Genomic DNA, 12,405 nt, shown 5'->3' on the forward strand with positions numbered 1-12,405 from the left:
CTGAGGAAAACAAGATGAAATACCGCTTGGGCGACGCCCGCGTCGAAACCCATCCGCAGAGCTGGGTCGCCCCCAATGCCGTACTGGTGGGCAAGGTCAAGCTGGAGGAGGGCGCCAACGTCTGGTTCAACGCCGTGCTGCGCGGCGACAACGAATTGATCCTGATCGGCAAGAACAGCAACGTCCAGGACGGCACGGTGATGCACACCGACATGGGCTATCCGCTGACCATCGGCACTGGCGTGACCATCGGCCACAACGCGATGCTCCACGGCTGCACGGTCGGCGACTACAGTCTGATCGGCATCAACGCCGTCATCCTCAATGGCGCGAAGATCGGCAAAAACTGCATCATCGGTGCCAACTCGCTGATCGGCGAAGGCAAGGAAATTCCCGATGGTTCGCTGGTGATGGGCTCTCCGGGCAAGGTGGTGCGCGAACTGACCGAGCCGCAGAAGAAGATGCTCGAAGCCAGCGCCGCGCACTATGTGCATAACTCCCAGCGCTATGCGCGCGATCTGGTTGAGCAGGAAGAATGACGCCCCCCGAAAGACCCGTCGCTTCGCCGTGCGTGAGCATTTGTGCGCTGGACGAGGATGACATTTGCACCGGTTGCCAGCGTACGGTCGAGGAAATTACTCGCTGGAGCCGCATGACCAACGACGAGCGGCGCGTGGTGCTCGGGCTCTGTCATGAGCGGGCGAAGGCCAGCGGCCTGGTCTGGATGATCGGCAAAACGCCAGGGCAATAACCGATTTGATTGGCGTCATCGAAGGGCTGAAGTAACCTGTGCGCCAAATTGACAGGTCACGCCCATGCTCTTCCTCATCGCCTACATCAGCAGCGTCGTGCTGATCAACTTCGCCTTCTCCACCGCGCCCCACCTGGACATCATCTGGTCGGCCTGGGGCGGGCTGGTGTTCGTGCTGCGCGACATGGTGCAGATCCGTTTTGGCCACGGCGCGATTGTGGCGATGCTGGCGGCGCTGGTGCTGTCCTATGTCACGTCCGATCCGTCGATTGCGTTGGCCAGTGCCACGGCGTTCGCGGTCTCCGAGTGCATTGACTGGCTGGTGTTCACCATCACCAAGCGCCCGCTGCGCGACCGGTTGTGGATCAGCTCGGCGCTGAGCATTCCCCTCGACACCTTCATTTTCTTCGGCATGATCGACCTGCTGACGCCGCCAGTGCTCATCACTGCCCTGGCCTCGAAGTTTGCCGGTGTCACCGCTGTCTGGCTGATCATGACCTGGCGCGAGCGCAAACAGGCTGTCGCCGGCTGAAGCCAAACCCTCAGGTTCATGTAAAATGCCGCGTTTTCTCCCCATGGAAAGCGCGTCTGGCGTTGCTTTCCTCGATGATCCGCTTCTTTGAGGACCTGAGATGACCCGTATCGGAACTCCATTGTCGCCGACCGCGACCCGCGTATTGCTGTGTGGCTGTGGTGAGTTGGGCAAGGAAGTGGTGATCGAGCTGCAACGCCTGGGCGTTGAAGTGATCGCCGTTGACCGTTACGCCAATGCGCCGGCCATGCAGGTTGCTCATCGCAGCCACGTGATCAACATGCTCGACGGCGCCGCCCTGCGTGCAGTGATCGAAGCCGAGAAACCGCATTTCATCGTGCCGGAAATCGAAGCCATCGCCACTGCCACCCTGGTGGAGCTGGAAGCCGAAGGCTTCACCGTGATCCCGACCGCTCGCGCCGCTCAACTGACCATGAACCGCGAAGGCATCCGTCGCCTGGCCGCCGAAGAGCTGGACCTGCCGACTTCGCCGTACCACTTCGCCGACACCTTCGAGGATTACAGCAAGGCCGTTCAGGACCTGGGTTTCCCATGCGTCGTAAAACCGGTGATGAGTTCGTCGGGCAAGGGCCAGAGCCTGCTGCGCAGCGCCGATGACGTGCAGAAAGCCTGGGATTACGCCCAAGAGGGCGGTCGCGCCGGCAAAGGTCGCGTGATCATCGAAGGCTTCATCGATTTCGACTACGAAATCACTCTGCTGACCGTTCGACATATCGGCGGTACCACGTTCTGTGCTCCGGTCGGCCACCGCCAGGAGAAGGGCGACTACCAGGAGTCCTGGCAGCCACAGGCCATGAGCCCGATTGCTCTGGCTGAGTCCGAGCGCGTTGCCAAAGCGGTGACCGAGGCGTTGGGCGGCCGTGGTCTGTTCGGCGTCGAGCTGTTCATCAAGGGCGATCAGGTATGGTTCAGCGAAGTGTCGCCGCGTCCGCATGACACCGGTCTGGTGACCCTGATTTCCCAGGACCTGTCACAGTTCGCCCTGCACGCCCGGGCAATCCTTGGCTTGCCAGTGCCGCTGATCCGTCAGTTCGGTCCATCGGCTTCGGCGGTGATTCTGGTAGAAGGTCAGTCGACCCAGACGGCATTCGCCAACCTCGGCGCAGCACTGAGCGAACCGGATACCGCGTTGCGCCTGTTCGGCAAACCTGAGGTCAACGGCCAGCGTCGCATGGGCGTGGCCCTGGCGCGTGACGAGTCGATTGAAGCGGCTCGCGCCAAGGCGACCCGTGCTTCTCAGGCGGTCGTTGTAGAGCTGTAACCTCGCAAGCTGATCGCTCCCGCGTCGGGCGGGAGCGATCAGAGCCTTTACGACACCTGATTCAAATCGTTATTGCGCGTTTCCTTCAGGCACAGCACAGCGATCAAGCTGAGCACCGCGGCCGCAGACACATACCCGCCGACGTAACTCAAACCACCCATCGCCACCAGCTTCTGCGCGAAAAACGGCGCCGCCGAGGCCCCGACAATCCCGCCGAGGTTGTAGGCCGCCGATGCACCGGTATAACGGACGTGCGTCGGAAACAGTTCCGGCAGGAGCGCGCCCATCGGGGCGAACGTCACCCCCATCAGGAACAGCTCGATGCACAGGAACAGCGCCACGCCCCAGGTCGACCCCTGCGTCAGCAACGGCTCCATCAGAAAACCGGAAAGAATCGCCAGTACACCGCCGACGATCAATACGGGTTTGCGCCCGTAACGATCACTGGCCCAGGCCGACAATGGCGTGGCGGCCGCCATGAACAACACCGCGAAACACAGCAGTCCGAGGAATGTCTCGCGGCTGTAGCCCAGCGTCGACACGCCGTAGCTCAGGGAAAACACGGTCGAGATATAGAACAGTGCGTAGCAAACCACCATGGCGGCTGCGCCCAAGAGCGTCGGTGCCCAGTACTGGCTGAACAGCTCGACCAGCGGTACTTTCACCCGCTCCTGACGGGCGATGGCGTTGGCGAACACCGGGGTTTCGTGAAGCTTGAGGCGCACGTACAGCCCGACCATCACCAGCACCGCACTGAGCAAGAACGGAATCCGCCAGCCCCAACTGCGAAACTGTTCATCATCAAGGGTCATGGCGAGGGTCAGGAACAGGCCGTTGGCCGCCAGAAAGCCGATCGCAGGACCGAGCTGCGGGAACATGCCGAACCATGCCCGTTTGCCTTTCGGCGCGTTTTCGGTGGCCAGCAGCGCCGCGCCGCCCCATTCACCGCCCAATCCGAGACCCTGACCGAAGCGCAGCACACACAGCAGGATCGGCGCCCACGCCCCAATGCTGTCGTAACCCGGCAGTACGCCGATCAGCGTGGTGCAGACGCCCATCAGCAACAGCGAGGCCACGAGAGTCGACTTGCGCCCGATGCGGTCGCCGAAGTGGCCGAACAGCGCGGAACCCAGTGGACGGGCGAGAAAGGCGATGCCGAAGGTGAGGAATGCCGAGAGCATCTGTGCGGTGCCGGATGTCTGCGGAAAGAACACGGGCCCGATCACCAGTGCTGCGGCAGTGGCGTAGACGTAGAAGTCATAAAACTCGATAGCCGTGCCGATGAAGCTCGCGGTGGCCACCCGGGTGGCAGAGTTGGCCGGTTGGGCCGGCGCGGAGTCGCGGTAAGCGGTACTGGTCGTCATGCGGTGATCCCTGACAGTCATGAGCTCCATTGGAGCGAATTATTATGGTCGACTACCCGGGGATGTGGGATAGGGCGCGAGCGCTGTTTCAGGTAGGAACAGTCGTCGGTGTGCTGCGTAAAACGGCAATGAACCGGCCGGAACCTGTCAGGTGCGGGGTAAGCACGGGGGCGGCGGGGCTTGGGTAAGCGCCCTGATTATAGGAAGGTGGCTAACGATTGAACAAGCGGAGAACTAGCGGGCAGGTGCGAGCGCCGGTGCCGAGCTGGTGTGCCAGATGAGCACTTTGCTCACGCGGTTCTCCTCCGTTTCCAGAATCTCCAGGCGATAACGCCCGATCTTCAGGCAGACTGCGCTTTCCGGAATGGTTTCCAGCGCTTCGGTCACCAGGCCATTGAGGGTCCTGGGGCCATCGCTGGGCAGGTGCCAGCCCAGGCATTTGTTCAGCTCGCGGATCGAGGCGGCGCCGTCGATCACCATGCGTCCATCGGCCTGCGGGTGGATGTGCGGATTGTCGAGGCTGTGCTCGCTTTCGAATTCACCGACGATCTCTTCGAGAATGTCTTCCAGCGTGACAATCCCCAGCACTTCGCCGTACTCGTCCACCACCATGCCCAGACGCCGCTGTTGCTTGTGGAAATTCAGCAGTTGCAGTTGCAGCGGAGTGCTTTCCGGTACGAAATACGGCTCGTAGCTGGCGGCCAGCAGCGCTTCCCGGGTCAGGCTGTGATCGTCCAGCAAATGACGGAATTGCCGAGTGTTGAGGATCGCCTCGACCTGGTTGATGTCACTGTGGAAGACCGGTAGGCGGGTGCGCTTGTTGTGGCGCAACTGCTCAATGATTTCTTCGATGGGGTCATCGAGATTGATGCCGTCGACGTCACTGCGGGGCACCAGGATGTCGTTGACCGTGATGTTGTCCAGCGCGTGGATGCCGGAAACCGGGTGCGGTCGAGACGGATGTTCCGGGTCGTCATGGCGCTCAGGCGGGACGTCGTCTTCGCTCTGCTGCACGACCTGAGGCTTGCGCACCAGTGGGCGCATCAGCAAGCTGCTGATGCCGCTGAACAGCCATGCAAGCGGATAGATCACTTTCAGCGGTACTGCCAGCAACGTGTTGCCGAATGACAGCACGGCATCCGGATAGCGTTGTGCGAGAGTGCGCGGGAAGTAGTCGGCAAACACCAGCAATACGGCGCCGGCGCCCAGAGTGGCTGCCCAGGGGCCGTTCTCTTCACAAAGGAAAATCGCCAGCAGCGTGGCAAGTACCACGGCGAGGGCTCGACACAGGGTGTTGCACAGGATCAGGCTGTCGAGGGGAAAACCGAGCTTCGCCAGCGGTTTGTCGCTCGCACGCGAAGCAGTACGTTGTGCCAGCAGATGCTGTTGCGCAACTTCCACGGCGGTAAACAACCCCGACCAGAGAATCAGCAGGACAAATACCGCGAGCATCGGCCCTATGGGCAAACCGTCCATTTATGCCGCCCGTCAGATGTGCAGAATGTATTCACGGACCAGTTTGCTGCCGAAATACGCCAACATCAGCAGGCAGAAACCGGCGAGGGTCCAGCGGATCGCCTTGTGGCCGCGCCAGCCGAGGCGATTGCGGCCCCACAACAGCACGCTGAACACGACCCAGGCCAGGCAGGCCAGCAGAGTTTTGTGCACAAGATGCTGGGCAAACAGGTTCTCGACGAACAGCCAGCCGGAAATCAGCGACAGCGACAGCAGTGTCCAGCCGGCCCACAGGAAACCGAACAGCAGGCTTTCCATGGTCTGCAGCGGCGGAAAGTTCTTGATCAGCCCGGACGGGTGCTTGTTCTTGAGCTGGTGATCCTGCACCAGCAGCAGCAAGGCCTGGAACACGGCGATGGTGAACATGCCGTAGGCAAGAATCGACAGCAGGATATGCGCGAGGATGCCCGGCTCTTCGTCGATGATCTGCACGGTACCGGTCGGCGCGAACTGCGCCAGCAACACCGTGACCGCCCCCAGCGGGAACAGCAGGACCAGCAGGTTTTCCACCGGGATCCGCGAGCAGGCCAGTAGGGTCAGGGCGATGACTGCCGCGGCAATCAGGCTCGAAGCACTGAAGAAGTCCAGGCCCAGACCGATCGGCGTCAACAGATGAGTGAGCAGGCTGGCGCTGTGGGCCAGCACGGCGAGGACGCCAAGCGAGACCAGCAGGCGCTTGTTGGCCTTGGCACCGGTGGCCAGACGGGTGCCCTGATAGAGGGTCGCAGCGGCATAGAGAAGGGCGGCGGCGAGGGTGGTCAGCAAACTCGGTGACAAGGGGAGCATAAATCCTGTTAGGCAAGCCCGAAAGGGGCTGAGTTTGGCATAGAACAGTCGTCGCACGAAAGACCGGCAAGCTGACAGCGAGGTGTCCGCCAGACGCAGTCTTCGCTATAATCCGCGACCTGCCCACGCCGCAGGCTCGCCGAGTACATGTTGATTTCGGTCCGGGCCGCCATTATCCCGGTCTACACAGGGCCTGAAAGGATCGCGCAATGTTTGAAAACTTAACCGACCGTCTCTCGCAGACGCTGCGCCATGTCACCGGCAAGGCGAAACTGACTGAAGACAACATTAAAGACACCTTGCGCGAAGTGCGCATGGCGTTGCTTGAGGCCGATGTCGCCCTGCCGGTGGTCAAGGACTTCGTCAGCTCGGTCAAGGAACGCGCTGTCGGCACCGAGGTGTCGCGCAGCCTGACGCCGGGCCAGGCGTTCGTGAAGATCGTCCAGGCCGAACTCGAAAGCCTGATGGGCGCGGCCAACGAAGACTTGAACCTGAGTGCCGTGCCGCCCGCCGTCATCCTGATGGCCGGTCTGCAGGGCGCGGGTAAAACCACCACCGCCGGCAAACTGGCGCGCTTCCTTAAAGAGCGCAAGAAGAAGTCGGTCATGGTCGTGTCGGCGGACATCTATCGTCCTGCCGCTATCAAACAGCTGGAAACCCTGGCCAACGACATTGGCGTGACGTTTTTCCCGTCCGACCTGAGCCAGAAGCCGGTCGACATCGCCAATGCGGCTATTAAAGAAGCAAAACTGAAATTCATCGACGTGGTCATCGTCGATACCGCCGGTCGTCTGCACATCGACGAAGAGATGATGGGCGAGATCAAGGCGCTGCACGCCGCGATCAACCCGGTCGAAACCCTGTTCGTGGTCGATGCCATGACCGGTCAGGACGCCGCCAACACGGCCAAGGCCTTCGGCGATGCACTGCCGCTGACCGGCGTGATCCTGACCAAGGTCGACGGTGATGCCCGTGGCGGTGCTGCGCTGTCCGTTCGCGCGATCACCGGCAAGCCGATCAAGTTCATTGGTATGGGCGAGAAGAGCGAAGCGCTCGATCCGTTCCATCCTGAGCGGATCGCCTCGCGGATCCTCGGCATGGGCGACGTGCTCAGCCTGATCGAGCAGGCTGAAGCGACCCTCGACAAGGACAAGGCCGACAAACTGGCCAAGAAGCTGAAGAAGGGCAAGGGCTTCGACCTCGAAGACTTCCGCGATCAGCTGCAACAGATGAAGAACATGGGCGGCCTCGGCGGGCTCATGGACAAGCTGCCGAGCATCGGCGGCGTCAACCTGTCGCAGATGGGCAACGCCCAGAGCGCGGCAGAAAAGCAGTTCAAGCAGATGGAAGCCATCATCAACTCCATGACCCCGGCCGAGCGCCGCGACCCTGAGCTGATCAGCGGTTCGCGCAAGCGTCGGATTGCCATGGGTTCCGGCACCCAAGTGCAGGACATCGGTCGCTTGATCAAGCAGCACAAGCAGATGCAGAAAATGATGAAGAAGTTCTCCGCCAAGGGCGGAATGGCGAAAATGATGCGCGGCATGGGCGGAATGTTGCCCGGCGGCGGCATGCCGAAACTGTAAAAGAACTCGCCGGTCGTCGTACCGGCGCAGTCCCGCATGGAGGCGGGATTCACAGCAAACCCGCATTCGGCGGGAGCTGACAGGCCGTTTTCATTGACGGCTCTACCGCAAATCAGCACGGCATGCCATAGGCGCCGGAAAAAGTCATTTGCAAAAGTCCGGATATTCCTTAGAATATGCGGCCTTTCGGGCACCCATGCCCGCTGTGCATTTAGATTTGCAGCACCGACTACAGGAACGATGTTCACATGCTAACAATCCGTCTTGCCCTTGGCGGCTCCAAAAAGCGCCCGTTTTACCACCTGACCGTAACCGACTCCCGCAACCCGCGTGACGGTTCCCACAAAGAACAGGTTGGTTTCTTCAACCCTGTTGCCCGTGGTCAGGAAATTCGTCTGTCCGTGAACCAAGAGCGCGTAGCCTACTGGCTGAGCGTTGGTGCACAGCCATCTGAGCGTGTTGCTCAGTTGCTGAAGGAATCGGCTAAGGCTGCGGCCTGAGCAATATGAACGCGACGCCTGCTGTTGCCGATGATTTGATCGTTATTGGCAAAATTTATTCTGTTCACGGCGTTCGCGGCGAAGTGAAGGTTTATTCCTTTACTGATCCGACTGAAAACCTGTTGCAGTACAAAACCTGGACGCTAAAGCGCGAAGGCAATGTCAAACAGGTCGAGCTGGTCAGTGGACGCGGGAGCGACAAGTTCCTGGTCGCAAAGCTCAAGGGTCTTGATGATCGTGAAGAAGCTCGTCTTCTGGCCGGTTACGAGATCTGCGTGCCGCGCAGCCTGTTCGCTGAATTGACCGAAGGCGAGTACTACTGGTACCAGCTGGAAGGTCTGAAGGTCATCGATACGCTTGGGCAACTGCTCGGGAAAATCGATCATCTTCTGGAAACCGGCGCCAATGATGTAATGGTAGTCAAGCCTTGCGCTGGCAGCCTGGATGATCGCGAACGCCTGTTGCCCTATACGGAGCAATGCGTGTTGGCAGTCGACCTCGCAGCGGGCGAGATGAAGGTGGATTGGGACGCGGACTTCTAAGCGTGGCTAACTTGCGCGTAGAAGTGATCAGTTTGTTTCCCGAGATGTTTTCCGCCATCGGCGACTACGGCATCACCAGTCGAGCGGTCAAACAGGGGCTCTTGCAGCTGACCTGTTGGAATCCGCGGGATTACACGACGGATCGGCATCACACTGTGGACGATCGCCCGTTTGGCGGTGGTCCGGGCATGGTGATGAAGATCAAGCCCCTGGAAGATGCTCTGGTTCAGGCCAAGGCAGCAGCCGGGGAGGCGGCGAAGGTGATTTACCTGTCCCCCCAAGGCCGTCAACTGACTCAGTCGGCGGTACGCGAACTGGCGAAATCGGATGCATTGATCCTGATTGCCGGTCGCTATGAAGGCATTGACGAGCGATTTATTGATGCTCATGTCGATGAAGAGTGGTCGATTGGGGACTATGTCCTGTCTGGCGGCGAGCTGCCGGCGATGGTCCTGATAGATGCGGTTACACGACTGCTGCCCGGAGCTTTAGGGCATGCGGACTCCGCGGAGGAAGATTCCTTTACGGATGGTTTGCTGGATTGCCCGCACTACACACGACCGGAGGTGTATGCGGATCAGCGTGTTCCCGACGTATTGCTAAGTGGCAATCACGCACACATCCGGCGTTGGCGTTTACAGCAGTCCCTTGGTCGGACCTATGAACGACGCGCCGATCTTCTGGAAAGCCGCTCGCTTTCTGGAGAAGAGAAGAAGCTGCTCGAGGAATACATCCGCGAGCGGGACGATAGTTAACAACGTATCGATGGTAGATCAGACGATTTACCTTAGGAGCACAGCATGACCAACAAAATCATCCTTGCACTCGAAGCAGAGCAGATGACCAAAGAAATCCCTGCCTTTGCCCCAGGCGACACCATTGTCGTTCAGGTGAAAGTGAAGGAAGGCGATCGTTCCCGTCTGCAAGCGTTCGAAGGCGTTGTAATCGCCAAGCGTAACCGCGGCGTGAACAGTGCGTTCACCGTTCGTAAAATCTCCAACGGTGTTGGCGTAGAACGCACTTTCCAGACCTACTCCCCGCAGATCGACAGCATGGCTGTCAAACGTCGCGGTGACGTACGTAAAGCCAAGCTGTACTACCTGCGCGACCTGTCGGGTAAAGCAGCTCGCATCAAGGAAAAACTGGCTTAAGTCCAGCTTCCGATGCAGAAAAAAGCAGCCTACGGGCTGCTTTTTTGTTGTCCGCCATTTATCCACTGCATGATTGCTTCAGGCCGTACCCATGACATCTCGCGAGCAAGAAATCGAACGCCGTACCGAACTCTCGGTGACCCGCGTGACCAAGGCTGTTTTCCCGCCGACGACCAACCACCACAACACCCTGTTCGGCGGCACTGCGCTGGCCTGGATGGACGAAGTGTCCTTCATCACTGCCACACGGTTTTGCCGTTTGCCGCTGGTGACGGTGTCGACCGATCGCATCGACTTCAATCACGCGATTGCTGCCGGTTCCATCGTCGAACTGGTCGGTCGAGTGATTAAAGTCGGTAATACCAGCCTCAAGGTCGAGGTGGAGGTCTTCGTTGAAAGCATGAGCTGCGATGGTCGCGAAAAGGCGATTCACGGGCAGTTCAGCTTCGTCGCGATTGATGACGACAAGCGCCCGGTGCCGGTGTTGCCAGGTTTTGCCGCCTGACGGTTTCGTGAGTGGGCGGGCTATGAAAGACTGTCCGCCTCCCTGTCTTGCCTGAGCTTTTATGTCCGCCATCGACCACCCGCTGATTGACCAGTTTCTCGACGCCTTATGGTTGGAAAAAGGTCTTTCCGACAATACTCGCGACGCCTATCGCAGTGATCTCGCATTGTTCAACGGCTGGCTGCAGGAGAAAAATCTCGAGCTGATCAACGCCGGTCGTGAGTTGATCCTCGATCACCTGGCCTGGCGTCTGGAACAAAACTACAAACCCCGTTCCACCGCGCGATTCCTCTCCGGTGTGCGTGGCTTTTATCGCTACCTGTTGCGGGAAAAACTGATTTCGGTCGATCCGACCTTGCGCGTGGATATGCCGCAACTCGGTCGGCCATTGCCCAAATCACTTTCGGAAGCCGACGTCGAAGCGTTGCTCAAGGCTCCAGACCTGAGTGAAGCCATCGGCCAGCGTGACCGCGCCATGCTCGAAGTCCTTTATGCCTGCGGCCTGCGCGTGACCGAGCTGATCAGCCTGACCCTGGAACAGGTCAATCTGCGTCAGGGCGTGTTGCGGGTGATGGGCAAGGGCAGCAAGGAACGGCTGGTGCCGATGGGCGAGGAAGCGATTGTCTGGGTTGAGCGTTACCTGCGCGATGGCCGCGGCGAGCTGCTCGGCGGGCGTCCCAGCGATGTGTTGTTTCCCAGCCAGCGCGGCGAACAGATGACTCGCCAGACCTTCTGGCACCGCATCAAGCATCAGGCCAAGGTCGCCGGGATCGGCAAGTCGCTGTCGCCGCATACTCTGCGTCACGCGTTTGCCACACACTTGCTCAACCATGGCGCCGACTTGCGGGTGGTGCAGATGTTGCTGGGTCACAGCGACCTGTCGACCACACAGATCTACACTCACGTCGCCCGGGCGCGGTTGCAGGATCTGCATGCCAAACATCACCCGCGAGGCTGAGCGCATTCTGTCTTGCGACAGGCGCATTCGGTCACGCGAGCCTTATGTGGTAGGCTTTGCCGGTTTGCACGATGGACGGTTATGACCCGGTGTTCCGGCACGGGCGTTCTGATCGTTCCATTTGTCCGCCTTCAGGAGTTCTCATGCGTCTGACCCAGATTTTCGCCGCCGCAGCCATTGCGTTGGTCAGCACCTTTGCCGTCGCCGATGACGCGGCTGACAAAGCCATCCGCCAGAGCCTGGAAAACCTCCAGCTCGACGTTCCGGTGGACACCATCACCGCCAGCCCGCTGCCGGGCCTTTACGAAGTCAAGCTCAAGGGCAGCCGTGTGCTCTACGCCAGCGCCGATGGCCAGTACATCGTTCAGGGCAACATGTTCCAGCTCAAGGACGGCAAACCGGTCAACCTGACCGAGAAAACCGAACGACTGGGCATTTCCAAACTGATCAACGGGATTCCGGTCGCCGAGACCGTCGTCTATCCGGCCGTGGGTGAAACCAAGTCGCACATCACCGTATTCACCGACACTACGTGCCCGTATTGCCACAAGTTGCACGCCGAAGTGCCGGAGCTGAACAAGCGCGGCATCGAAGTGCGTTACGTGGCGTTCCCGCGTCAGGGGCTGGGCTCGCCGGGTGACGAACAGCTGCAAGCCGTGTGGTGCTCGAAAGACAAGAAAGCCGCCATGGACAAAATGGTCGATGGCAAGGAAATCAAGGCCGCCAAGTGCGATAACCCGGTTTCCAGGCAGTTCGCCCTCGGTCAGTCGATTGGCGTGAACGGCACGCCGGCCATCGTTTTGGCTGACGGACAAGTCATTCCGGGCTACCAGCCTGCGCCACAAGTCGCCAAACTGGCGCTGGGCGCGAAGTAATTCGCATCGTCACGCGCAGGCGTGACGAGCGTGGCCCGGCGGCAACATGGCCGGGCCA

15 protein-coding genes are annotated in these 12,405 nt (G+C 60.1%); 12 read left to right on the top strand and 3 right to left on the bottom strand.

What is annotated here, in order from left to right:
* Window positions 1-14 precede the first annotated feature (14 nt).
* The 4 genes from C6Y56_RS05110 to purT all read left to right on the top strand — a co-directional run bounded on the left by C6Y56_RS05110 (window position 15) and on the right by purT (window position 2,565).
* On the top strand, window positions 15-539 hold the full coding sequence (locus C6Y56_RS05110; RefSeq protein ID WP_007954617.1) for a gamma carbonic anhydrase family protein: 525 nt from the start codon (window positions 15-17) through the stop codon (window positions 537-539).
* The gene (locus C6Y56_RS05115) at window positions 536-751 is read left to right on the top strand and encodes a DUF1289 domain-containing protein (protein WP_169428995.1); all 216 of its coding nucleotides are present in this window, start codon (window positions 536-538) and stop codon (window positions 749-751) included. The genes C6Y56_RS05110 and C6Y56_RS05115 overlap by 4 nt, the downstream gene beginning before the upstream one ends.
* A 64-nt stretch (window positions 752-815) precedes the next feature.
* Entirely contained in the window at window positions 816-1,283 is a 468-nt protein-coding gene (locus tag C6Y56_RS05120; RefSeq protein WP_169428996.1) for a preQ0 transporter, read from the top strand.
* Between the two features lie 100 nt (window positions 1,284-1,383).
* A complete protein-coding gene (purT, locus tag C6Y56_RS05125) occupies window positions 1,384-2,565 on the top strand; it encodes a formate-dependent phosphoribosylglycinamide formyltransferase (RefSeq protein ID WP_024011715.1) in 1,182 nt (393 codons plus the stop codon).
* 47 nt (window positions 2,566-2,612) lie between these two features.
* On the opposite strand, the gene C6Y56_RS05130 is transcribed toward purT, so the two are convergent.
* The 3 genes from C6Y56_RS05130 to C6Y56_RS05140 all read right to left on the bottom strand — a co-directional run bounded on the left by C6Y56_RS05130 (window position 2,613) and on the right by C6Y56_RS05140 (window position 6,230).
* On the bottom strand, window positions 2,613-3,929 hold the full coding sequence (locus C6Y56_RS05130; RefSeq protein WP_169428997.1) for an MFS transporter: 1,317 nt from the start codon (window positions 3,927-3,929) through the stop codon (window positions 2,613-2,615).
* A 234-nt stretch (window positions 3,930-4,163) separates the two neighbouring features.
* The gene (locus C6Y56_RS05135; RefSeq protein ID WP_169428998.1) at window positions 4,164-5,405 is read right to left on the bottom strand and encodes an HlyC/CorC family transporter; all 1,242 of its coding nucleotides are present in this window, start codon (window positions 5,403-5,405) and stop codon (window positions 4,164-4,166) included.
* 12 nt (window positions 5,406-5,417) lie between these two features.
* Window positions 5,418-6,230 carry a cytochrome C assembly family protein gene (locus tag C6Y56_RS05140; protein WP_169428999.1) on the bottom strand — a complete coding sequence of 271 codons (813 nt, stop codon included), beginning with the start codon at window positions 6,228-6,230 and terminating at the stop codon, window positions 5,418-5,420.
* 209 nt (window positions 6,231-6,439) lie between these two features.
* On the opposite strand from C6Y56_RS05140, the gene ffh reads away from it, so the two are divergent.
* From ffh to dsbC, 8 genes are all read left to right on the top strand, one after another.
* Window positions 6,440-7,816: a signal recognition particle protein gene (gene ffh, locus C6Y56_RS05145; RefSeq protein WP_169429000.1), complete on the top strand. Its 1,377-nt coding sequence runs from the start codon at window positions 6,440-6,442 to the stop codon at window positions 7,814-7,816.
* A 248-nt stretch (window positions 7,817-8,064) separates the two neighbouring features.
* Entirely contained in the window at window positions 8,065-8,316 is a 252-nt protein-coding gene (gene rpsP / locus C6Y56_RS05150; protein WP_003185073.1) for a 30S ribosomal protein S16, read from the top strand.
* Between the two features lie 5 nt (window positions 8,317-8,321).
* Entirely contained in the window at window positions 8,322-8,858 is a 537-nt protein-coding gene (gene rimM, locus C6Y56_RS05155; RefSeq protein WP_085711646.1) for a ribosome maturation factor RimM, read from the top strand.
* Window positions 8,859-8,902: 44 nt separating this feature from the next.
* Window positions 8,903-9,613 carry a tRNA (guanosine(37)-N1)-methyltransferase TrmD gene (gene trmD, locus C6Y56_RS05160; RefSeq protein WP_240789116.1) on the top strand — a complete coding sequence of 237 codons (711 nt, stop codon included), beginning with the start codon at window positions 8,903-8,905 and terminating at the stop codon, window positions 9,611-9,613.
* Between the two features lie 45 nt (window positions 9,614-9,658).
* On the top strand, window positions 9,659-10,009 hold the full coding sequence (rplS, locus tag C6Y56_RS05165) for a 50S ribosomal protein L19 (protein ID WP_009047143.1): 351 nt from the start codon (window positions 9,659-9,661) through the stop codon (window positions 10,007-10,009).
* Between the two features lie 91 nt (window positions 10,010-10,100).
* Entirely contained in the window at window positions 10,101-10,514 is a 414-nt protein-coding gene (locus C6Y56_RS05170; RefSeq protein ID WP_169429001.1) for an acyl-CoA thioesterase, read from the top strand.
* Between the two features lie 61 nt (window positions 10,515-10,575).
* Window positions 10,576-11,472, top strand: a complete 897-nt coding sequence (gene xerD, locus C6Y56_RS05175) for a site-specific tyrosine recombinase XerD (protein ID WP_169429002.1) — start codon at window positions 10,576-10,578, stop codon at window positions 11,470-11,472.
* Window positions 11,473-11,615: 143 nt separating this feature from the next.
* Window positions 11,616-12,347 carry a bifunctional protein-disulfide isomerase/oxidoreductase DsbC gene (dsbC, locus tag C6Y56_RS05180; RefSeq protein WP_169429003.1) on the top strand — a complete coding sequence of 244 codons (732 nt, stop codon included), beginning with the start codon at window positions 11,616-11,618 and terminating at the stop codon, window positions 12,345-12,347.
* The last annotated feature ends 58 nt before the right edge of the window (window positions 12,348-12,405 follow it).

Source organism: Pseudomonas fluorescens, assembly GCF_012974785.1.
GTDB lineage: Bacteria > Pseudomonadota > Gammaproteobacteria > Pseudomonadales > Pseudomonadaceae > Aquipseudomonas > Aquipseudomonas fluorescens_BT.